This is a genomic window from Bacteroides caecigallinarum, assembly GCF_021531075.1.
Classification (GTDB): Bacteria; Bacteroidota; Bacteroidia; order Bacteroidales; family Bacteroidaceae; genus Phocaeicola; species Phocaeicola caecigallinarum_B.
Genome location: NZ_JADYTJ010000035.1, coordinates 1 through 23426 on the forward strand (window position 1 = coordinate 1; position 23426 = coordinate 23426).

General features: G+C 39.8%; 23 protein-coding genes. 20 read left to right on the forward strand and 3 right to left on the reverse strand.

All coding sequences use genetic code 11. The annotated features are described in order from the left end of the window. From I6E11_RS09925 to I6E11_RS09940, 4 genes are all read left to right on the forward strand, one after another. Positions 1–246, forward strand: a 246-nt coding sequence (locus I6E11_RS09925) for a hypothetical protein (RefSeq protein ID WP_235337891.1), incomplete at its 5' end; no start/stop codon positions are given. A 1-nt stretch (position 247) separates the two neighbouring features. Beyond that, on the forward strand, positions 248–2227 hold the full coding sequence (locus I6E11_RS09930) for a site-specific DNA-methyltransferase (protein WP_235337892.1): 1980 nt from the start codon (positions 248–250) through the stop codon (positions 2225–2227). Between the two features lie 15 nt (positions 2228–2242). Further along, entirely contained in the window at positions 2243–3244 is a 1002-nt protein-coding gene (locus I6E11_RS09935; RefSeq protein ID WP_235337893.1) for a virulence RhuM family protein, read from the forward strand. A 19-nt stretch (positions 3245–3263) separates the two neighbouring features. Continuing rightward, positions 3264–6299, forward strand: a complete 3036-nt coding sequence (locus I6E11_RS09940) for a type III restriction-modification system endonuclease (RefSeq protein WP_235337894.1) — start codon at positions 3264–3266, stop codon at positions 6297–6299. A gap of 208 nt (positions 6300–6507) precedes the next feature. Here I6E11_RS09940 and I6E11_RS09945 read toward each other — a convergent pair whose 3' ends face one another. After that, positions 6508–7131, reverse strand: a complete 624-nt coding sequence (locus I6E11_RS09945; RefSeq protein WP_235337895.1) for a hypothetical protein — start codon at positions 7129–7131, stop codon at positions 6508–6510. A 148-nt stretch (positions 7132–7279) separates the two neighbouring features. Between I6E11_RS09945 and I6E11_RS09950 the strand changes: the two genes are divergently transcribed. The 7 genes from I6E11_RS09950 to I6E11_RS09980 all read left to right on the forward strand — a co-directional run bounded on the left by I6E11_RS09950 (position 7280) and on the right by I6E11_RS09980 (position 15970). After that, the gene (locus tag I6E11_RS09950; RefSeq protein WP_235337896.1) at positions 7280–8242 is read left to right on the forward strand and encodes an NAD(P)H-dependent flavin oxidoreductase; all 963 of its coding nucleotides are present in this window, start codon (positions 7280–7282) and stop codon (positions 8240–8242) included. Positions 8243–8300: 58 nt separating this feature from the next. Continuing rightward, a complete protein-coding gene (locus I6E11_RS09955) occupies positions 8301–9512 on the forward strand; it encodes a hypothetical protein (RefSeq protein ID WP_235337897.1) in 1212 nt (403 codons plus the stop codon). Then, positions 9509–11044 (forward strand): phosphoethanolamine--lipid A transferase EptA, encoded by a 1536-nt coding sequence (gene eptA, locus I6E11_RS09960; protein ID WP_235337898.1) that lies wholly within the window; start codon positions 9509–9511, stop codon positions 11042–11044. Before I6E11_RS09955 ends, eptA begins: the two co-directional genes overlap by 4 nt. Before the next feature lie 200 nt (positions 11045–11244). Next, complete coding sequence (locus I6E11_RS09965) at positions 11245–12528, forward strand: hypothetical protein (RefSeq protein WP_235337899.1); 1284 nt, start codon at positions 11245–11247, stop codon at positions 12526–12528. 120 nt (positions 12529–12648) lie between these two features. After that, positions 12649–14730 carry a TonB-dependent receptor plug domain-containing protein gene (locus tag I6E11_RS09970; RefSeq protein WP_235337900.1) on the forward strand — a complete coding sequence of 694 codons (2082 nt, stop codon included), beginning with the start codon at positions 12649–12651 and terminating at the stop codon, positions 14728–14730. Between the two features lie 4 nt (positions 14731–14734). Beyond that, positions 14735–15640 carry a DUF4249 domain-containing protein gene (locus I6E11_RS09975; RefSeq protein ID WP_235337901.1) on the forward strand — a complete coding sequence of 302 codons (906 nt, stop codon included), beginning with the start codon at positions 14735–14737 and terminating at the stop codon, positions 15638–15640. Between the two features lie 111 nt (positions 15641–15751). Next, on the forward strand, positions 15752–15970 hold the full coding sequence (locus tag I6E11_RS09980) for a hypothetical protein (protein WP_235337902.1): 219 nt from the start codon (positions 15752–15754) through the stop codon (positions 15968–15970). Positions 15971–16208: 238 nt separating this feature from the next. Here I6E11_RS09980 and I6E11_RS09985 read toward each other — a convergent pair whose 3' ends face one another. Both I6E11_RS09985 and I6E11_RS09990 read right to left on the reverse strand, forming a co-directional pair. After that, positions 16209–17021 carry a Cof-type HAD-IIB family hydrolase gene (locus I6E11_RS09985; protein WP_235337903.1) on the reverse strand — a complete coding sequence of 271 codons (813 nt, stop codon included), beginning with the start codon at positions 17019–17021 and terminating at the stop codon, positions 16209–16211. Between the two features lie 124 nt (positions 17022–17145). Beyond that, positions 17146–17364 carry a winged helix-turn-helix domain-containing protein gene (locus I6E11_RS09990; RefSeq protein WP_235337904.1) on the reverse strand — a complete coding sequence of 73 codons (219 nt, stop codon included), beginning with the start codon at positions 17362–17364 and terminating at the stop codon, positions 17146–17148. A 216-nt stretch (positions 17365–17580) separates the two neighbouring features. On the opposite strand from I6E11_RS09990, the gene map reads away from it, so the two are divergent. From map to I6E11_RS10035, 9 genes are all read left to right on the forward strand, one after another. Continuing rightward, positions 17581–18435, forward strand: coding sequence for a type I methionyl aminopeptidase (gene map / locus I6E11_RS09995; RefSeq protein WP_235337905.1), 855 nt, complete (start codon positions 17581–17583; stop codon positions 18433–18435). Positions 18436–18462: 27 nt separating this feature from the next. Beyond that, on the forward strand, positions 18463–19488 hold the full coding sequence (gene tsaD, locus I6E11_RS10000; RefSeq protein WP_235337906.1) for a tRNA (adenosine(37)-N6)-threonylcarbamoyltransferase complex transferase subunit TsaD: 1026 nt from the start codon (positions 18463–18465) through the stop codon (positions 19486–19488). A 19-nt stretch (positions 19489–19507) separates the two neighbouring features. Then, entirely contained in the window at positions 19508–20014 is a 507-nt protein-coding gene (locus I6E11_RS10005; protein ID WP_235337907.1) for a CinA family protein, read from the forward strand. 99 nt (positions 20015–20113) lie between these two features. Then, positions 20114–20374 carry a 50S ribosomal protein L28 gene (gene rpmB, locus I6E11_RS10010; protein WP_154042551.1) on the forward strand — a complete coding sequence of 87 codons (261 nt, stop codon included), beginning with the start codon at positions 20114–20116 and terminating at the stop codon, positions 20372–20374. Between the two features lie 19 nt (positions 20375–20393). Then, complete coding sequence (gene rpmG / locus I6E11_RS10015; RefSeq protein WP_154042552.1) at positions 20394–20582, forward strand: 50S ribosomal protein L33; 189 nt, start codon at positions 20394–20396, stop codon at positions 20580–20582. A 12-nt stretch (positions 20583–20594) separates the two neighbouring features. After that, positions 20595–20750: a DUF4295 domain-containing protein gene (locus tag I6E11_RS10020; protein ID WP_007558249.1), complete on the forward strand. Its 156-nt coding sequence runs from the start codon at positions 20595–20597 to the stop codon at positions 20748–20750. 122 nt (positions 20751–20872) lie between these two features. Further along, positions 20873–21835 carry a signal recognition particle-docking protein FtsY gene (gene ftsY, locus I6E11_RS10025; RefSeq protein ID WP_235337908.1) on the forward strand — a complete coding sequence of 321 codons (963 nt, stop codon included), beginning with the start codon at positions 20873–20875 and terminating at the stop codon, positions 21833–21835. Further along, positions 21836–23137 carry a 30S ribosomal protein S12 methylthiotransferase RimO gene (gene rimO / locus I6E11_RS10030; protein WP_235337909.1) on the forward strand — a complete coding sequence of 434 codons (1302 nt, stop codon included), beginning with the start codon at positions 21836–21838 and terminating at the stop codon, positions 23135–23137. Then, on the forward strand, positions 23134–23418 hold the full coding sequence (locus I6E11_RS10035) for an HU family DNA-binding protein (RefSeq protein ID WP_235337910.1): 285 nt from the start codon (positions 23134–23136) through the stop codon (positions 23416–23418). Before rimO ends, I6E11_RS10035 begins: the two co-directional genes overlap by 4 nt. The last annotated feature ends 8 nt before the right edge of the window (positions 23419–23426 follow it).

Sequence of the window (23426 nt, forward strand, 5' to 3'; positions counted from 1 at the left end):
GAGTTATATTCTTCAAGTTGCGCATATTTAAGATTTACAGATTTTAAAGATGTTGTAGATGAAGATCATTTTTGTAAATTTATAACACATATTGTAGTTGGAAATGATGATGAAATTTCACAATTAATAGATTTTATATTAGATAAAGAAATCCAATTGTTTGGTAATAATAAGTTATCAGATAAAGCACGGAAGATTCTAGTTAGTAAAATAACATCATTTGAACGTATCGAAAAAGACTTTTAATATGGAAAAACTGAAAATGCAGAGCCTTGATGTTGTAGGCAACAATATAGATAAGATAGCACAATTGTTTCCAAATTGTGTGACAGAACGAATAGGTAAGGACGGAAAACAGGAATTGGCTGTAGACTTTGACAAGCTGAAAGCGGAACTCACTAATGATGTGCTGGAGGAAGGAGAAGAACGCTATCAGTTTACATGGCCGGGAAAGCGTGCGGCATCACGACTTGCCAATGAAACTACTACACAGACTTTGCGTCCGTGCCGTGAGGAGTCTGTGGATTTTGACAATACTCAGAATCTTTATATTGAAGGAGATAATCTGGAAGTGCTGAAAGTGCTCCGTGAAACTTATCTTGGCAAGGTAAAGATGATTTACATAGATCCACCTTATAACACCGGAAACGACTTTGTATATAATGATGACTTTGCTCAGGGAAAAACTGAGTTTGAGCAAAATAGCGGATTGTTTGATGAAGAAGGTAATCAGACAATAGACCCTATGCTGCGTAATACTGAGAGTAATGGTAGATTTCATACGGATTGGTTGAATATGATTTACCCTCGTTTGAAGGTTGCTAAGGATTTGCTTACTGATGATGGGGTGATATTTATTTCTATAGGACAAAATGAACTTGAGAATATTATAAAAATTTTAAATGAAATATTTGGTGAAAATAATCAGTTGGGAATAGTATGTAGACAGATGAAGTCAGGTGGTGGAACTCAAGGAAAATATTTTGCTCATAATACAGATTATATTATTGTTTATGCAAAAGAATATGATGTAGCCAGATATTTTAGAGGAGAAATGAGTGATGATTTAGTAAAAAAAGTATATAATCAAATAGAATTAGATGGTATAAGAAAAGGTGAATATTATCGCTCAATGGGGCTTTACCAATCATCATTAGGAGTTAGACCTAGCTTAAGATATTATATACAATGTCCAGACGGTCATTTTGTAATACCACCAGGTGAAACGTTTCCTTTACATATAATTGAAGGTGAAACGGTTGTTCCAGTTTCTACAGATGGTGTTTGGAGATGGAGTTATGATTTATATAAATCAGAGTTGGAGAAAGGGAATGTTGAGTTTAAAAAAACGGCAAAGGGAATTCTTCTTGACGAGTTTGGTAAACCTTCAAAATGGAATATTTATACTAAAATTTGGTTGAATGACAGGATGGATGAAGGTACTATTCCTAATGATTTGATAACAAGATTTGAGAATAGACATAGTTCAAAAGAGTTGTCAGCTTTATTAATTCCTTTTGATTTTGCAAAGCCTGTTGGATTAATAAAATATTTAATAAGAATTTTAAATCAAGATAATAATATAGTAATACTTGATTTTTTCTCAGGTTCAGCCACAACCGCCCATGCCGTCATGCAGCTTAACGCGGAAGATGGCGGGAACCGTAAATTCATTATGGTTCAATTGCCTGAACTTACAGATGAAAAGAGTGAAGCATATAAAGCTGGATATAAGAACATCTGTGAAATAGGAAAAGAACGTATCTGCAGAGCCGGTAAAAAAATAAAAGAAGAAAATGCAGATAAAGAAGGAATAGAAAACCTCGACACCGGTTTCCGCGTCCTGAAACTTGACAGCAGCAATATGAACGATGTATATTATACACCGGAAGAATTCAGCTTGAACACTCTTTTCAGCGAAAACGTAAAAGAGGACAGAACTGCCGAAGACCTTCTTTTCCAGGTGATGCTTGATTTGGGAATAGAACTGTCTGCCAAGATAGAAAAGCAGGAAATTGCAGGTAAGGAAGTCTTTCTTGTGGATGAAAACTATCTTATAGCATGTTTCGACAAAGATGTGAACGAAACTACTATTACGGAAATAGCAAAGATGCATCCTGTCTATTTCGTTATGAGAGATGCATCGGCTGCGTCGGACAATGTGATAGACAACTTCGACCAGCTGTTTGAAGCATATAGCAAAGATACGGTAAGAAAAATCCTGTAAATTGTGAGGCTGAAAATGGAAGACAACAAGATTATAATATACACATCTATTGACGGGCAGACAAAGATTGATGTCAGGATAGAAGATGAAACTTTGTGGCTTACGCAGCAACAAATCGCTGAGTTGTATCAAACGTCAAGAACAAATGTTGTGGAACATATAAAGCATATTTATGAGGAACAGGAACTTGATGAACTTTCAACCTGTCGGAATTTCCGACAGGTTCGTAACGAAGGTAGTAGGCAGGTAGAACGAGATATGATGTTCTATAACCTTGATATGATTATATCTTTGGGGTATAGAATAAAATCGCGTGTAGCTACACATTTCAGACAATGGGCGACACAACGTCTGAAAGAATATATGATAAAGGGGTTTACTCTTGATGATGAGCGTCTTAAAAAACTTGGTGGGGGTGGTTATTGGAAAGAATTGTTGGAACGCATAAGGGATATTCGTGCGACGGAGAAGGTGTTTTACCGCCAGGTACTTGAGATATATGCTACAAGTATTGACTATGATCCAAGAGCTTCAGTATCGCAGGAGTTTTTCAAGAAAGTACAGAACAAGATACACTATGCGGTACATGGGCATACTGCGGCAGAACTGATAGTGGAACGTGCCGATGCTGAAAAGGACTTTATGGGACTATTTACATTTAAGGGAACTCATCCGACATTGGTTGAGGCCAAGACTGCAAAAAACTATCTGGACGAAAAAGAACTTCGGTCAATGGGGCAGCTTGTTTCCGGATATTTGGATTTTGCGGAACGACAGGCAGAGAGAGAACAGCCGATGACGATGAATGATTGGGCTGCCTATCTGGATAGGATTCTTACAATGTCGGGCGAACAACTTCTGGAGGGTTCCGGTAGTGTGTCGCATACAGAGGCGATGGAACATGCTACAAATGAGTACCGTAAATACAAACAACGCACGATAAGTGACGTGGAACAGGATTACCTTGATTCTATCAGAGCAATTGATGATTTCGGAAAGAAAGGTAAGAAGAATTAAACTGAAAATACAGAAGATAATGAAATTCAACTTTAAGATACAGGCATATCAGACTGAAGCGGTGGAAAATACAGTGGCTGTTTTTGCCGGACAACCGTCGTATGATGTAACACGCTATCGTCGTGACATGGGACGGAACTATCAGAGGAAAACCGATGAAGGTGACGAATTTGATTTGGGATACCGTAACCGTCAGGTGGAACTCGACGTAAGACAGTTGCTGAGTAATATCAACTCGGTGCAGAACCTTTATGATATTACTCCTTCTACGGCTCTGATAAAGAGTATGGGAGCGGTGAACCTCGACATAGAGATGGAAACAGGAACTGGTAAGACATACGTGTATATCAAAACTATGTTCGAACTGAACAAGCGTTATGGTTGGAGCAAGTTTATTATTGTAGTGCCGAGCATAGCTATTCGTGAGGGTGTGGCAAAGAGTTTCAATATGCTTGAGGAGCATTTTATGGAACATTACGGCAAAAAGGCCCGCTGGTTTGTGTATAACAGTTCTGACCTTACGAAGCTTGACAGCTTTTCTTCGGATGCAGGGCTTAACGTGATGATTATAAATACACAGGCATTTGCGGCTTCGATGAAAGAGGGTGGACGAAGCAAGGAAAGCCGTATTATCTATTCGGAACGTGACGAGTTCGGAAGCAGAAAGCCTATTGACGTGATAGCTGCCAATAATCCTATCATAATAATGGACGAGCCTCAGAAAATGGAGGGAGAGGCTACACAGGCTGGTATTAAAAGATTCAAACCGTTGTTCGTTCTGAATTATTCGGCTACCCACAGAACCCGTCATAACACTGTGTATGCTCTTGACGCGCTGGATGCTTACCGTCAGAAACTTGTCAAGAGAATCCATGTAAAGGGTTTCGAGGTGAAGAACCTGCGTGGAACAAGCGGATATCTTTATCTTGACAATATAGTGCTTTCGCCCAAGCATCCGCCTATGGCACGTATTGAAATAGAGGTAAAGACTGCATCAGGCAATATTGTAAGAAAGATAAAGACTTTTGGAGTGGGTGATACTCTGAAAGTGGAGTCTGGACTTGCCCAGTATGATAGTTTTGTGGTGTCCGAAATCAATCCTCAAGGGTATGTTACTTTCCTGAACGGTGTTACGATAAAGCGTGGAGAGGTGATAGGTGACAGCAGTGAGGAAACAATGCAGAGGGTGCAGATAAGGGAAACGATTCTTTCGCATTTCGAGAAGGAACGCAGGCTGTTCAAGCTTGGCATAAAATGTCTTTCGCTTTTCTTTATTGATGAAGTGGCTAAGTATAAGAGCTATGATGATGACGGAAATGAGGTGAAAGGTAAGTTCCAGAAGATATTCGAGGAGGAATATGAGCGTGTGGCAGCAAACCTGCTGAAAATCTGGGATGAGGACTATAACAGATATATAAGCCGTTTCTCTGCTCAGGATGTGCATCGTGGATATTTCTCTATTGACAAGAAAACCAATAGGGTTATAGACGGAAAGATAGAGAAGAAGACGGGTATGTCGGATGATATTTCGGCATACGACCTTATTCTTAAAAACAAGGAGAGGTTGCTGAGTTTTGAGGAACCGACGAGATTTATTTTCTCTCATTCCGCTTTACGCGAGGGATGGGATAATCCTAACGTATTCCAGATTTGTACGCTTAGACATTCCAATTCCACTACAGCAAAGCGTCAGGAAGTGGGACGAGGATTGCGTATCTGTGTAGACAAGAACGGTACGAGAATGGATGCCGAACTGCTTGGCGATGAGGTGCATGAGGTGAACAAACTGACTGTTATTGCCAATGAAAGTTATGCCGACTTTACAAGTGCATTGCAGAGTGAAACAAGAGAGGTATTGAGAGAAAGGGCGGCAAAGGCTACTATAGGTTATTTCCAGGACAAGAAAATCAAGATTGGAGAGGAAATTCATGTGGTTACGGAGTCGGAGGCAAGTCGTATAATTGTATATCTGGAGGACAACGGATATATAGACGAAAATAAGAATATCACTGTAGCATATCGTGAGGCTGTGACTAACGGATGTGTGGCTCCGCTTCCACTGAAACTTCAGCCTATAGCAGAGGGAGTCACCAGATTGATTAACTCTATCTTTGATCCTAAGGCTCTGGAAGATATGATAGTGGAGGATAAGGTGGTGATTCCGGAAAACAAACTGAACGATAACTTCAACAAGGAGGAGTTCCAGGCTTTGTGGAAGGAGATTAATCATAAGTATGTATATTCCGTAAGTTATGACAGTGAGGAACTTATTAGGAATGTGATTCTGCATATTGATGCCGAGCTGGATGTGAAGCAGTTGAGGTATGTGATGATAGAGGGTACTCAGGATGAGAAAAATGTGGCGGAGTTTGGTGATACGCGTTCGCAATCGCGTACGCTTACTAATGTATGTACCTCTACTGTCAGGTATGACTTGGTGGGTGATATTGCAAAGGGTGCAAATCTTACTCGCCGAAGTGTAGTCAGGATATTGAAGGGTATCAAGGAAAGCAAACTGTATTTCTTCAAGAATAATCCTGAGGAGTTCATACGAAAGGTTATAGGTATAATCAAAGAGCAGAAGTCAACAATGATTGTAGAGGCTATACGTTATAATATGACGGACGGCAAATACGACAGTGAGATTTTTACTTCAAAAAGTAAAATGGATTTTGACAAGGCATACGAGGCTAAAAAGCATGTTACGGACTATGTATTCAGTGACAGTAAAGGAGAAAGAAACTTTGCTCATGACCTTGACGAGGCAAGTGAGGTGGTTGTGTATGCCAAATTGCCGCGTTCATTCCAGATTCCTACTCCTGTAGGTAATTATGCGCCCGACTGGGCTATTGCAATGAAAAGGGATGGCGTGAAACATATATTCTTTATAGCTGAAACAAAAGGTTCGATGTCGTCAATGCAGCTCTCTAAAATAGAGAATGCGAAGATAGACTGTGCTGAAAAACTGTTTAATTCAATGTCAACAGCCAATGTCAAGTATCATAAAGTAACAAGCTACAATGACTTGATTGATGCGATGAATTCTATAGCTTGATGAATGTTTGCGAAAGGTTTGCAAAGGTTTTTAAAAGTTTTTGCAAACCTTCGAACAGCGTTTAAACAGTGTTTAAATGGTATTTAAATACTGTTTAAATAGTAATAGCAAGGCCGATCATTCGGAAAATCCGAACAACCGGCTCATCTTTAAGTAGAGAATGTATGAAAAAACAAATCTTAAATGATTGAAGTAGTCTGTCGTATTATTAGAATTTGAAGCTTACACCGGCTGTAAGGAAACCTTTAGTACCAAGACCTGCTTCAACGAAACCGCCTACACGGTCGTTGCCAACTCTAAGTGCGATAGGGTTTACCTGGTATGCAAATTCGGTGCTGAAACTTGATTTGCCTGCTGTCGCTTCCTTAGTAAGAGCGGTTTCTGTATGTCTTGACATGTTTACACCTGCAGCAGCCGAACCGTAGAGCTCAACAAGTCTGCGCTTGAAGTAAACAAATTCAGCAGTGGGGAGAACAAGGAAACGCAAGTCTTTCTCTTTTATGGATGGTGACTTTTCGCCTGCCAGTGCAAGTTTGCTTGTTGTCATTCCGAATCCGAGGTCGGCACCTAATCTGAAGCGGTTGATGCTGTAACGGTAGCCAAATCCGTAGGTGAGGCTTGTCTTGCTGTCAGAGCGTTTTGTTCCTAATACTGCATCAGCGATTCCCATTCCAAGGATGTTTGATGTTCCTTGTGTGAGTCCGTCGCTTACTGACAGGCGGATATCATGCTTTCTGTCTTCGGATACGAAGTCTTTAGTTGTGCTCTGTGCGTTTACCATGTTTACACCTGCTACCATTACCAATGACAATGCTAAAAATTTCAGTTTCATAATTCAAATAGTTTAGTTAAGTTAGTATTTAATTTTCGTTTATTTCTTTGTTTCTTTCACTGGTATAACGCAGGTTTATAGAAAAACCCCTATGCGGTGAAGAAAAAAATATTATATTCGCTTTTCGAACTAATTAATATTTACGATAATGAGAAACAGGATTACAGATATTTTCGGAATAAAGTACCCGATAATTTCGGGTGGAATGGTGTGGTGCAGTGGCTGGAAACTTGCTGCTGCTGTGAGTAATGCAGGAGGACTGGGACTGATAGGGGCGGGCTCAATGTACCCGGATGTGCTTAGGGAGCATATCATCAAGTGTAAGTCTGCTACAGACAAACCGTACGGGGTAAATATTCCTCTTATATCAAAATATTCCGAGGAATTGATGGAGGTGGTTATTGATGAGAATGTCCCTGTAGTCTTTACATCGGCTGGGAATCCTAAGATATGGACTTCGCGACTTCATGATGCGGGTATAAAGGTGGCACATGTAGTGGCTAGTACGAAATTTGCATTGAAGTGTCAGGAGGCAGGGGTGGATGCTGTGGTGGCCGAGGGATTTGAAGCCGGTGGACATAATGGAAGGGAGGAAACAACTACTATGGTGCTTGTTCCGCAGGTTAAAAGGCATCTTGATGTACCACTTATTGCGGCCGGAGGTATAGCCACAGGTGATGCTATGCTTGCTGCTTTTGCTTTAGGTGCCGAGGGGGTACAGGTGGGAACACGTTTTGCTCTTACTGAGGAAAGTTCGGCAAGTGAGGAGTTTAAGAGACTTTGTATAGGTCTTGGTGAAGGTGATACTATGCTTGCTTTGAAGAAACTGGTGCCTACACGTCTGGTGAAGAATGATTTCTATCGTGAGGTTGAGGCTGCCGAGGGCAGAGGGGCTAGTGCTGAGGAGATGGCAGAGATATTAGGCTCCGGCAGGGCAAGGAAAGGTATATTCGAGGGGGATATCGCTGCGGGGGAACTTGAAATAGGTCAGGTGGCATGTATGGTGGACGATATACCTACGGCTAAAGAGGTGATAGACAGAATGATTGGGGAATATAACGGTGGATTGGAAAGGATATGTTCTAAACAAAAAGAGTGGGGCAAACTCTAAATCATAAAATAAAAGCAGTATATTTGCCAACCATTGGTAAATTTAAGAGTAAAATAATATGAAGAGACTTTTTCGGAAGGCAGGTGTCTTACTGCTGAAACTCATAGGAGTGGTGTTTTTCATTGCCCTGTTTGCTATTGTTGCAACAAGTGTAAGTCCGGTATATAATTTCAGTGAGGCCAGACCTTTCAGCGGACCGGATATTTTCAATCCTTACGCTTCATTGAAGGGGCTGGATTCCATTCCGTGGAAGAGGGCTAACTTTCATACTCATACGCGTGTGAAAGGGATTTTCAATGAGTGTGAGTATTGGCCTGACCAGACTGACAGCGCGTACAGAAAGTTCGGATATGACATCGTTACTTTCTCAAACCATAACGAACTGACGGTTCATCCGTATGACACTGCGCTACAGGTGAATGTGTATGAACATGGGATTAATCTGTTTAAATATCACAAACTTGTATTCGGATGTGAGAGTGTAAACCGCTTTGACAATCTGTTGCCGTTGTTTGTGTTCCAGAAACAGTTCCAACTGGATTTGCTGGGAAAGGAATCTGACTTTATACAGATGAATCATCCGCTAAGAACAGGGGGAACTTCTGAATTTCAGATGAGAAGGCTTGAGGGCTACAGACTGATGGAACTGGATAGCGGAAAAAGCAAGGAAAATGAGTATTGGGACTGGGCTCTTAGCGCCGGACGGTACAGTTTCGGACTTGCAAACGATGACTTGCATTATCCTGACAGGTCGGGTAAGATGGCTGTAAGGTGTAATTTCCTGTATTGCCCGTCGGCCAGATATGAGGATATAAAGAAGACATTGCTTAGTGGGGGATATTATGCGATGCGTGTGCCTGATTATGGTCGCGGCGACTGGGAAGTGAAATATGCCAGAAACCGGAACTTGCCTTCTGTTAAGGAAATAGGACTGGACAGTGCTACTGTGTTTATTTCTCTGTCGCAGAAAGCTGACAGCATTAAGTTCATAGGTCAGAATCATACAACTCTGGCATTGGCCAAGGATGCGATGAAGGCTGGATATGATATGAAACCGGACGATCCGTATGTGAGAATTACTGCTTATTTCCCGGACGGGGAGGTGATATATTCTAATCCGTTTGCCAGATATGATGCCTCTGTTTCGGATTCTCCGTACAGAGAGCCTTCGAATACTGTGAATATCCCGCTGACGGTTCTTTTTAATCTTGCAGTTCTGGCTTTGTGCGCCGGGGTTATTGTATTGTTTTATAAAGTATTTTTCAGATGAGAAATTTTTTGAAAGAAAGAGTGTCTCTTGCACGTGTGGCAGGAGAATTGAGTGTATTTACTCTTATTGCATATCACTGGCCGTTCTTCAGCCATGTGATTGAGAATATAAAGGCGGATTTTAATGGAGTGCTTATAACTGCCGGGCTGATATTTATTATGCTTGGCTTGAACTATTTTTTCTATTATCTTGTATTGTTTCTCGGACGTGTGGTAGGTAAGTGTATCCTTGGTTTTCTATTTCTGGGGAATGCTTTGTGCCTTTATTTTATAAATACTTATCAGGTGCTTGTTACGGACAAGATGATGGGGAACGTGTTCAATACACAGTATTCCGAGGCTTCGGGATTCTTTTCATGGCTGTCGTTGCTGTATATCCTGGTGCTGGGAGTGGTGCCGTGTATCTATCTGTCGATGAGAAAGGTGGACTATGGCAAGACTAAGAAGTTTTTTGCCAATATCGGTACGTCGCTTGGTGTTGTTCTTGTTATTGCACTTGTGAATATTCAGAACTGGCCTTGGATAGACCGCCATGCTACACAGTTGGGGAGTCTGTTGATGCCTTGGTCGTATACGGTGAATTCCGTGCGTTTCTATAATGCTGAGAAGAAGAGAAACCGTAAGGCGATTCTTCTGCCGGATGCCAAGATAGCAACGACATCGAAGGATGTGTGTGTGCTGATAATAGGTGAGTCGGCCAGAAGGGAGAATTTCTCGCTGTATGGATATGACAGAGAAACTAATCCTTTGCTGAAGAAGGACAGTGTGACGGCACTGATAGCTAATTCTGCTGCTACGTATACTACTGCAGGTGTGAAAGCGATACTGGACCATAAAGAGACAAACAAACTTTATGAGATCCTTCCTAATTATCTGTTCCGTAATGGGGTTGACGTGGTGTGGCGTACTGCTAACTGGGGTGAGCCTCCGGTGCATATAGAAAAGTATTATAAGGCGAAGGATATAAAAAAGAAATACCCTGAAGCTGATGATAGGTATGACGGGGTGTTGCTTGCCGGACTGAAGGAGGATATCCTTTCGAGCAATAAAGACAAGGTACTGGTGATTCTGCATACCAGTACAAGTCATGGTCCGACGTACAACAAGAAGTATCCTGCCGAGTTTGAGGTCTTCACTCCGGTATGTACCACTGTGGAGATGGCGAAAGCTGACAAGCAGGAACTGATGAATGCTTATGATAATACCATAGTATATACCGACTATCTGGTGCATTCGGTGATTGACATTCTGCGAGAGATACCGGAAAGGCGCGGATGTGTGATGTTTGTGTCCGATCATGGCGAGTCGCTTGGTGAGGGAAATCTGTATATGCATGGTGTGCCTATGGCTGTGGCTCCAAAAGAGCAGGTGGAAATTCCTTTTATCGTGTGGACTTCGGACAGGAATATGAAGGTTGATGCAAGCCGCGAAGTAGGACAGTATAATGTATTCCACAGTGTATTGTCTTTCTTAGGTATCGAGAGTCCGATATATGATGGGGAGATGGATATATTTGTGGGGAATAAGAATTGATAATTATGGAATCTGTGGAGATTCTTTCATTAATTCGGATTATGATTCGGTTTGATAATAGGTAATAGTTTGCGGATAAACAAAAAATAAAAGAATTTATGGTTAAATAAATTAAAAATCAATATTGTCTGTAGGTTATTGTATATATTTGTAAACACAAGTTTAGTTTTAGGAATAATATTTTTATAAAAGTTGTTATTATGAGAACAAGTAAATTATTTATTGCAGGTATTCTGTGTTTTTCTACATTGGGTTTGGTTTCTTGTGGTGATAAAACTGAAGATAGTCCATACACAGAGTTGACTCCTGATGAACACAAAGCAAAGCTGGAGGAGATAGGATTGAGTATTGCCAATAAAGTCAATCCTGAAGTACAGAAAAATCTGGTTAAAACATTTGATGCTTTCATCGAATATTCTGATGGTCTTGAAATAGACGAAAATTCTGCAAGTGGAAGAGCTCAGGATTTAGCAAAGACATTGAAAAGCATCTGCGAAGACAACAGCTTGGGAAAAGTAAGCAGTCTTTCAAGAGCTACAGACAGTGAAGTCTACTCTTTGGCAAGATATGCCGGTATTTACACATGGACAGGTGAGGAATTGGATGAGTGGGGATATGTTTATTATAACTGGGAAAAGGATGATGCTTCCGATAAACTTGAATTCAGATTTAAGGCTGACAATAAAGATGCTGTTATCCAGATTACAAAAGAAGGCACTGAGCAAAAGTTTGATGCTTATGATGATGGTACCAGCTATTCTGTAATGGTGCCTGAAGTTGCCAAGGTTACTGTTACATATGATGGTAAGACTGAGCTTACATTGGTTTGTAAAATGAAAGTTGACAATAGTGCAAAAACTGTAGTTTCTGATATAACAGTAGATGCAAATGGTTATAAATATGAGGAACATCTGGATGTGAACTCAAGTAAGGCAAGCACAAATCTGGCATTCTCTATTGATGGAACAAAGATAGTAGAGGCTAATGCTTCTATCAATGGTAAAGATATGACAAATGGTGATGTAATTGGAGATAATGTAGATGATGAAACTATTCAGAACTTGTTCGGTAGCGGTCAGGTAGAAGTAAAGGTTTACGGTGATAAAGATGGAGTTATTCTGAAAGGTTCTGTATCAAGCGTAAAGGAACTTGTAGACAAATTGGATAGATTGGATGATGTATACTGGGAAGAAGAAAATACAATGGCTCATCAGACAAAAATTGCAGAAGCATATAACGAGTATCTTAAAGGAGAAATGTATTATACTAACGGTGATAATGTTATAGCGCGATTCAACATGCAGGCATATGATGATAGTGATGAATGGGGAGAATACTATGACATAGAGCCAATCATTACATTTGCAAGCGATAATTCCAAGTTTAGCTTTGAAAGCTATTTTGACGATATCAGTTTTGAAAAACTTGTAGACAAAGTGGAAGACTTGGGAGATGAGTTTGATGCTTATATTGATTTTAACTGATTCCTTTTTTATGATATCAGACAGATAATCATAAACAAATATTGTAGTTCAAGAGGTGTGTGACAGATTTTAACTCTCTATCACTCACCTCTTTATAATTTTTTAACCAGGATTGTATTGATGCGTAAGTTTGTTACCATTATAATTGCTCTGTTGACGGCTGTTGTTAGTGTAAATTCACAAAATACATCAAAAGACTCTTTGCTAATGTTTGTTGACCCTATATTGTTGGATGACGTAGAGATAACAGCTGACAAAGTTTTTAAGCCTATTACCGGTGGTATGTCCGATGTTCTTAAACTGGATATTAAAAATATGCAGGATATGCCGCAGTTTATGGGTACGGTAGATTTACTTAGAACCATTCAGTTAATGCCCGGGGTGCAGACCAGCGGGGAAATGAATTCCGGTATTTATGTCAGGGGAGGCGATTCGGCGCATAACAGGTTTAAAATAAATGGTGCAACGCTGTATAATCCTTCTCATATGCTTGGCTTTTTCTCAGTGTTCAATAGCTCGCATATAAATAATGCTTCTATTATGAAATCTTATATTCCGGCAGAATATGGGGGACAGCTTTCTTCTGTAATAGATGTTGAATGTGAGGTAGAAGATATTGATAAGGTGGAAATTGACGGAAGTCTTGGAATAATAGCGTCACAACTTACTATAGCGTCACCGCTCGGTAAAAACGGAGCTATAAAATTGTCTGGCAGAAAAACTTATATTAATGCTCTCCTGAATATATTCATAAAAGACAATGCAAGGTACAAACCGCAATATGATTTTCAGGATTATAATTTTACATATACCGCAAGGCCGGATAATAAGAATAAAATTACTGTAAACGGATATATCGGCAATGACGCTCTTTCTATGAATGAGTATTATTATCAGGCTAACGGGGGAAGCAGTTGGATGAATTATGCTGTTTCTGCACAGTGGGAAAACATTATGAATGACAAACTTAGAATACTGAATAATATTTATACCAGTCATTATGATAATAATATTGAGGTGGAATTTGGCTCCGGACAGATGGTTATGGACTCGAAAATTAATGATTTCGGCTACAAGGGAAAAGTGGATTTTCAGATGGACAAACTAAACATTAATGCCGGTCTTGAGTTTACATCACACAATATACTGCCTCAATATCCGGGAGTGAACACATTGCTCGGTGCGGATAATGTGGGCAACAGGCCCGGAATGATGAGAGTATATGTCAGTTCGGTATTTGCTGAGGGAAGAGTGAAACTCTCTGATAAATTGAACTCGAATATTGGAGTAAGATATAATAATGTTGCCTATGTAGACGGAAAGAATGGTTTCTATAATGATGTTGAACCGAAACTGAATTTAGAATATATATATGATGCCAACACAAGATACAACTTTTCATTTACTACGCAGAATCAATATATGAATCAGGTGATGGTGTCAGGTATAGGGATGCCGACGGATTTCTGGTTGCCTGTTTCAAACTATATCCCTCCCCAAACTTCGTATAACCTGTCTGCAGGCTTTTATAAATCACTGTTTGATAACTCATTGGAAATAAACACTGACTTGTATTATAGAAAATTCAATAATCAGTTGGAATTCAATGGTGAGTTGTTCAATATAATAAATGATACATATAAAATAGAGGAACATATACTTTATGGTAAGGGATATAGTTATGGACTGGAGTTTATGCTGAAACTCAATAAAAGAAGATTCAACGGATGGATAAGTTATACTCTCGGAAAATCAGAAAGAATATTTCCTGATATCAATAACGGTAAATCATTTCCAGCAAAGAACGACAGAAGGCATGACCTCTCAGTTGCTGGAAATTATAGGATAAATGACAGATGGAATGTTTCCGGTGTTTTTGTAATGGCAACAGGAAATGCATATACTATGCCGGTAGCTGTATATATTATAGGCGAAAATATGATTAACGAATATGGGCCGTATAATGGTTCTCGAATGCCTCTTTATCATAGAATGGATTTGTCTGCCACTTATAAATTCAAGAAAAGAAGAAAGGTGCAAAGCTCTATTAATTTCTCTTTGTATAACTGCTATGGAAGGAACAATCCGGCTTTCATACATATCAAAACTAATATTAGCGATAAAGAGAATATTCGCATAGGGCCGGTTGGAGCCGCTTTATATAATGTCGTTCCGTCTATCAGTTATTTATTTAAATATTGAGATTATGGCAAAACGAAACTGTTTTCTTGACATATTTGGAATAAAATGTTTCTGTCTTATAGCATTGCTGCTATGTTCATGTACGCCGAAACTTGATTTTGGAGATATAGATTTTGAACCTCAGATAGTTGTTGAAGGATGGATAGAAAACAATTCAAGAGCTAACGTGCTTCTTACGCAGTGGCTGCCGTTGTACTCTGAAGGAAAGGATGTTCCGGCTATGGATATACCTATAAAATGGGCAAAAGTGACATTGTCTGACGGTGAAAGAGAAGAAGTATTGGTAGGAAGGGTTGACAGGGACTATCTGAGTGCTTTTGTGTACACAAGTTCTGTCATTAAGGGAGAGTATGGAAAAAGATATTATCTGAAGGTTGAATATTCCGGCAAAACAGTGACTGCCGAAACTTATATTCCTGAACCTGTTGAAATTGATAATTTTATGGTTGGAAAATGCGAGGATGACCTGTATAATATTTCTGTGACTTTTAGGGATAATCCGGAGCGGGATGATTATTATAAGTTTTTTTCAAAGGTGCTTTCGGATAACAAAAGATACTTGCCTTCTTTTATGGGAACAATTAGTGATAAGGGGTATAAGAATTCTGTTATAGATATTGAAGTAAACAGAGGATTTAAAATAGGTAAGACTGATAATGATGTAAAATATACCCCATATTATGAGTTGGATGATACTGTAATGATAAAGCTCACACGTTTGCCTGAAGATGCTTATCTTTTCTGGAGTGATTATGAAAATGAGATAATGAACGGAAAAAATCCTCTTTTTCCAAGCACTACAAATCTTAAATCAAATATAAATGGTGGAAAGGGAATATGGGCTGGATATGCCAAAGATGAAAGGATGGTAATAATAAAAAAACATGTCAGAAATTTTAAAAATGAATAAGACATTGTGATAGCCTCGAACATTTATGTTATATAAATGCATGATGAATTAATATGATGTACAAAGTTTTTAGTATCTTCGTATCTTAAATAATATTAAATTGGATATACAATGAAGAAGACGCTGATAGACTTGTTTGAGGATTCTGTAAGGACATGCTCGAACAATAATTCCTTCTTGAGAAAAGGTAAGGAATTTGCTCCGACTACATATGCTCAGGTTAAAAGCTATGTGTATCGTCTTGGTGCTTATGGATTAAGAAAGGGAATACAATGGCTTTGTGACAGTAATCTTTATTCTACGGGATTGAAAATCTGTTGCGTCCGTTAGTGGCTTTTTGACAAGGTTATTTTCTTGAAGGTACGTCAGAACTTTGGTGGAGAACTGCGTTTCTTTATCGGTGGAGATGCATTGCTGGATAAGGACCTTCAGGAGTTTTAGGTAAGTCGTTGCTAAACTCGCAGAATATCGATGCACTGGAATAAGGTCAGGTATAATAAAAGAGCGCAACGCGAAATATGGTTATTTTGTGTTGTGCTCTTTTTGTATAGTAATGATATCGGAAAGATTATTCTTCGTTCATGAATTTCTCTATCGCATATGCAGCACCGTCTTCTTCGTTGGTAAGTGTGATAAAGTCGGCATTGTCTTTTACTATCTGCTGTGCATTGCCCATTGCGACTCCCATTCCTGCAAATTTAATCATTGAAAGGTCGTTGAAGCCGTCGCCTATGGCTATCATTTCGTCTTTGGTCATACCCAATTCCTTAAGCAGGACTGCCAGCGACTGTGCTTTGTCGATACCTTTAGGCACTAATTCGAGGAAATACGGTTCGGAACGGAATACACCCATACAGTCCTTCAGATGTTCGTACATTTCTTTTTCAAGTTCGGCAAGGCGGGTTGGCTCACCTACGATAAGGCATTTTGCTATCGGATGTTTTACTGCTTCGAGGAAATTGTCAACCTTCTTGATTTTCATTACGTTCAGGATAGCTTCCTTCAATACATATTCATCGTCAGGATGTTCGGTGAGGACATATTCTCCGTCGTATGTTACTAAAGCAAAATTATTCTCCTTGGCACATTTATAAAGGTATGGGAGAACATCGTGGTCGAGCAGGTTCTTGTACATCAGTTCACCTGTTTTCCAGTTTATGATTTCACCGCCGTTGTATGCAAGTATATAGCCTTCATACTTTGACAACTGTAACTTTTCTGCCAATGGAACGATGCCATATGTAGGGCGGCCTGATGCTAAAACGACCTTAATGCCTTGTTTCTGTGCACGGATAAGTACTTCGAGTGTGTGTGGAGTGATTTCTTTTTTGCTGTTGGTTAGCGTACCGTCAAGGTCTAAAACGATGATTTTGTATTTCATAAAAAGTTTTTTGGTGTTTTGTTCTAATTCTTTTGCAAAGGTACTAATTTGAGATTAAAATAAAAAACCTCGTACGAAACTTCGCGTTCTGTACGAGGCGTGGAATTAAACTATTGACTGTATATCATCCAATGTAAACATTAACATTCAGGAATAGTGTGTCGTGCTGATCGCTGATGTCAAAATCAATCTTGTCTTCTCTGGCCAGCCAGCCTATTGCAGCATTCAAATCTCTGTCAGTTAAACCTGTTGCTGCCTTCAGCTGTTTGTAATCCCAATGTGCGTTGTCTTTCAGTTTGTTCCAGACAATTCCGGCATTTACGCCGATTTGATACTTGTCCATTTTAATATGTTTTAAATTGTTATTAGAATAAGGTTATAACCTCTGACTACAAATATAGACTTATTGTGTTAGAATAAAAAGGTTTATACTTCTTTTATTTTGGTAAGATTCTTCCATTTAGCATTTTTTAATAGTGCAAGGTAAAACTATTACATAATGGTTTCCTGTCTATTTCGATTTTTACTACCTTTGCATAGTATTTCAATATTGATTTTTATGGTAAGATACAAGATAAACTGGAAAGTGCCTAAAGGTGCTGAACTGACTGAACTTGACAAAAAAGTTCTTTACTTTCAGAATAAGGGACATCTGGTTCCTTCAAGAAAACTTATTAAAACTCCTGAACAGATAGAGGGTATACGCCGTAGCGGACTGATTAATACTGCTGTGCTTGACTTAGTGGCAAGCGAGATTAAAGCCGGTATGAGTACTGCCGAGATTGACAAGATGGTGTATGACTTTACTGTTTCGCACGGGGCTGTTCCTGCTCCTTTGAATTACGAAGGATTCCCGAAAAGCGTTTGTACATCGATTAATGAGGTAGTATGTCACGGTATTCCGTCGGAAGATGAAATCCTTGAAGAGGGCGATATCATCAATGTGGATGTATCTACTATCTTGGATGGATATTATTCTGATGCTTCGCGTATGTTTATAATAGGAAAGACATCACCGGAGAAAGAAAAGTTAGTGAACGTGGCCAAGGAGTGTCTAGAGATTGGAATGAAGGCTGCAACTCCTTTCGGATTTGTGGGCGATATAGGCAATGCGATAGAAAAGCATGCCAAGAAGAACGGTTTCTCCGTAGTTAGAGATTTGTGCGGACACGGTGTTGGACTGGAATTTCACGAAGAGCCTGACGTAGAGCATTTCGGAAGAAAAGGTACCGGTATGTTGCTCGTTCCGGGAATGGTCTTCACGATAGAACCGATGATAAACATGGGTACACATAGGGTGTTTGTAGATGAGGAGGATGACTGGACAGTTGTTACAGAGGATGAGCTTCCTTCGGCACAGTGGGAACACACTTTCCTTATGACCGAGAACGGATTGGAGATACTTACTTATTGATTTCAAACTTTAATATTATAGATTATAATGGATAATGTCGTTATATTAGGTATAGAGTCGTCGTGCGATGATACTTCGGCTGCCGTAATACGCGATGGCGTGTTGCTGTCAAGTGTGATTGCCAGTCAGGCAGTGCATGAAGCTTATGGCGGTGTGGTTCCGGAGTTGGCATCGAGAGCTCATCAGCAGAATATTGTGCCAGTAGTGCATGAGGCCCTGAAAAGGGCAGGTGTGCAGAAGGAAGAACTGAGCGCAGTGGCTTTTACACGCGGACCGGGGCTTATGGGTTCGCTGCTCGTAGGTGTTTCTTTTGCGAAAGGACTTGCAAGGTCTCTTGATATTCCTATGGTAGAAGTAAATCATCTGCAGGGACATGTACTGGCGCATTTTATTAAGGAATCGGGCGAGGATAATAACCAGCCTAAATATCCTTTCCTGTGTCTTCTGGTATCGGGAGGTAACTCGCAGATTATCCGTGTGAATGCTTATAATGATATGGAGGTACTGGGACAGACTATTGATGATGCTGCCGGAGAGGCTATCGACAAGTGCTCGAAGGTCATGGGACTGGGTTATCCAGGAGGTCCGATAATTGACAGACTGGCCAGACAGGGTAATGCTTTGGCGTATACTTTCAGTAAGCCTCATATCCCGGGGTATGATTATAGCTTCAGCGGACTGAAAACTTCTTTTCTTTATTCACTCAGGGAATGGCTTAAGGGTGATCCTGACTTTATAGAACATCATAAAGAGGATTTGGCTGCTTCGCTGGAGAAGACTATCGTGGATATCCTGATGGATAAACTTCGTAAGGCGGTTAAGGATACCGGTATAAACGAGGTGGCTGTGGCTGGTGGAGTTTCGGCAAATAACGGGCTTAGGAATGCATTCCGTGAACATGCGGCAAAATATGGATGGAATATTTATATTCCGAAATTCGGATATACTACGGATAATGCTGCCATGATAGCCATTACGGGTTATTATAAATATCTTGATAAGGATTTTTGCTCGATAGATAAACCTGCATATTCAAGGGTGACAATAAAATAATATTAAAAATAAAGAGATTATGTCAGTAGAAGGTAAAATGTTAAGTAAAGATATAAGCGAAATATTCTGGAGAGAGGAGTTTTCGCTTGCCACTGCGGAAAGTTGTACTGCCGGTAATGTGGCTGCCAATATAACATCTATTCCGGGAAGCTCTAAATTTTATAAAGGTGGAATAGTGGCATATTCCAACGAAGCAAAACAGAATCTGCTTGGAGTAAGCGCAGAGACATTGGAAACATATGGTGCCGTGAGTGAAGAAACTGTTGTGGAAATGGTGAAGGGAGCTTTAAAGGCATTTAACGCCGATTTTGCTGTAGCTACGTCCGGTATTGCCGGTCCTACAGGGGGTACTCCGGAGAAACCGATAGGTACGGTGTGGATTGCTGCCGGTAATAAAGATAAGGTGGTAACAGAAAAGTTAAGTGAAGACAACGGAAGAGAACAAAATGTGCATAATGCAAGCATAAGAGCACTGTATTTATTGCGTGAATTGTGTCAAAATCAAGAAAATAACGAGGAAAAATAGAATTTGTCACTCAAAAGTTTGCATGTTTGAAATAAAAACACTTACTTTGCACTCCGTTTTAAAGAATGAACGAATTGAAACTATAAAAACTAGATAGAAATGTCAAAAATTTGTCAAATTACCGGAAAGAAAGCCATGATTGGCAACAACGTTTCACACTCAAAGAGAAGAACTAAAAGAACATTTGATGTGAACTTGTTTACAAAGAAATTCTACTATGTAGAACAAGATTGCTGGATTAGCCTGAATATCTGCGCTAACGGCTTGAGAGTTATTAACAAGAAGGGACTGGATGCTGCATTGAACGAAGCTGTAGCTAACGGTTACTGTGATTGGAAGAGTATCAAAATTATTGGTTAATTAAAAGGAGAGAAAGACTATGGCTAAGAAAGCTAAAGGTAACAGAGTACAGGTAATCCTTGAGTGCACAGAAATGAAGGAAAGTGGTTTGCCGGGAACTTCTCGCTATATCACTACTAAGAATAGAAAGAATACAACTGAAAGATTGGAGTTGAAGAAATATAACCCAATTTTGAAGAGAGTAACAGTACATAAAGAAATTAAATAATAAGAATAAACCATGGCAAAGAAAACAGTCGCAACCCTTCAGACAGGTAAAGAAGGACGTTCTTATACTAAGGTTATCAAAATGGTTAAGTCACCTAAGACTGGTGCTTACGTTTTTGACGAACAAATGGTTCCTAACGAAAAAGTTCAGGACTTCTTTAAGAAATAATTTTAGCGTAACAGCTATTAAATGATATTTTAAAAGTTCCCGCCAATAATAACGGTGGGAACTTTTTTTATATCTAAGAAATTAGTTATATCTTTGTGTCATAAATAGATAAATATACAAGTATGGGAATTTTTAGCTTTTTCTCTAAAGAAAAGAAGGAAACTCTGGACAAGGGATTGTCTAAAACTAAAGAAAGTGTATTCGGAAAGATAGCTCGTGCTGTGGCCGGTAAGTCTAAAGTGGATGATGAGGTGCTGGATAACCTTGAAGAGGTACTGGTAACTTCGGATGTGGGTGTTGAGACTACGCTTAATATCATAAAGCGTATAGAAGCAAGGGTGGCAAGAGACAAGTACGTAAACACTCAGGAACTGAATAATATTCTTAGAGAAGAAATAGCAGCACTGCTTACTGAAAACAATACTGTTGATACCGAGGACTTTACTTTGCCTGACGGTAAGAAACCGTATGTGATTATGGTGGTAGGTGTGAATGGTGTGGGAAAGACTACAACCATAGGAAAACTGGCATATCAGTTTAAGAAAGCTGGAAATTCTGTGTATCTGGGAGCGGCTGATACTTTCCGTGCAGCAGCGGTAGAACAGCTGGATATCTGGGGTGAACGTGTAGGAGTGCCGGTTATAAAACAGAAAATGGGTGCCGATCCTGCATCTGTGGCTTTTGACACTCTGAGCTCTGCTGTGGCAAATAATGCTGATGTGGTGATTATTGATACAGCCGGACGTCTGCATAATAAGGTGGGGCTTATGAACGAGTTGACAAAGATAAAGAATGTGATGAAGAAGGTTGTTCCTGATGCTCCGCATGAAGTATTGCTGGTACTTGACGGTTCGACAGGACAGAATGCTTTTGAACAGGCAAAACAGTTTACTCTGGCTACAGAGGTTAATGCAATGGCTATCACTAAACTGGACGGTACTGCCAAAGGTGGTGTGGTGATAGGGATTTCTGACCAGTTTAAGATTCCTGTGAAGTATATTGGATTGGGTGAAGGTATGGAAGACTTACAGGTGTTCCGCCGTCGTGAGTTTGTTGATTCGTTGTTTGGTACTGAAGGAAAATAAATGAAGAAAAATACTATAGATATTATAACTCTTGGTTGTTCCAAGAATCTGGTGGATTCAGAAAAGTTGATGAGACAGCTTGAAGCCAATGGTTACAAGGTGACACATGATACAGAAAAACCGCAAGGGGAAATAGTCGTGATAAATACTTGCGGGTTTATAGGTGATGCGAAAGAAGAATCCATCAATATGATACTGGAATTTTGTCAGGCTAAGGAGGAAGGGAAACTTAAGAAACTTTATGTGATGGGATGTCTGTCTGAAAGATATCTTAATGAACTGAAGGTTGAAATACCTCAGGTAGACAAGTTTTACGGTAAATTTAACTGGAACGAACTTCTGAATGATTTGGGAAAGGTTTATCATCCTGAATATGCAATAGAAAGGCATCTCACTACTCCTAAGCATTTCGCTTATCTGAAAATATCCGAGGGATGTGACAGAAAGTGTGCTTACTGTGCCATTCCTATTATTACAGGACGCCATGTGTCAAGGCCTATGGAGGAAATTCTGGATGAAGTCAGATTGCTCGTTTCGGAAGGCGTGAAGGAGTTTCAGGTTATAGCTCAGGAACTTACTTACTATGGTGTGGATTTGTATAAAAAACAGATGCTGCCGGAGCTGATAGATGCAATGGCTAAGATTCCGGGAGTGGAATGGGTACGTCTGCATTATGCATATCCGGCAAAATTCCCAAGGGAGTTGTTCCGTGTAATGAGGGAAAACGACAATGTCTGCAAGTATATGGATATAGCTCTTCAGCATATAAGTGATAATATGTTGACAAGAATGAGAAGACACGTCACAAAGGAAGAAACTTACAGACTTATAGAGGAATTCCGTAATGAGGTTCCCGGGATACATTTGCGTACTACTTTGATGGTTGGTTATCCTGGAGAGACAGAAGATGATTTCGAACAGTTGAAGGAATTTGTCAAGATTGCCAAGTTTGACCGTATGGGTGCTTTTGCATATTCCGAGGAAGAAGGTACTTATTCGGCGGAAAATTACGAAGATGATGTTCCTCAGGAAGTCAAACAGAAAAGACTGGATGAGCTTATGGCTTTGCAGCAGGATATTTCTGCCGAGTTGAGTCATAAGAAGATAGGGCAGACATTGAAAGTCATTATTGACAGAAAAGAAGGTGATTATTATATCGGTCGTACAGAATTTGATTCTCCTGAAGTAGATCCCGAAGTGCTTATAAAGTATGATGGCGGAAAATTGGTTGAGGGTAGTTTCTATAATGTAGTTATAGAAGATGCAGACGATTTTGATCTTTACGGGAGGATTGTGGAATGAATGGTGATGAATTTCTGAAATTACTGTCGGAAAAGACCAGATGTGACGAAAAAGATGCAGCACGAATGGTGGCATCTTTGTCTGATATAATTGTGGGAGGATTGCAGGATGGTAGGAGCGTGTCACTGCAGGGGTTTGGTACATTTGATGTTAAAAAGAGGCTTGAGAGGATTATAACAAATCAGACTACAGGGAAACGTATGCTGTATCCACCTATGTTGATGATAGGGTTCAGACCATCTGAACAACTAAAGGAAAAGGTTAATGTTACGAGAGAATAAAAGTAGCG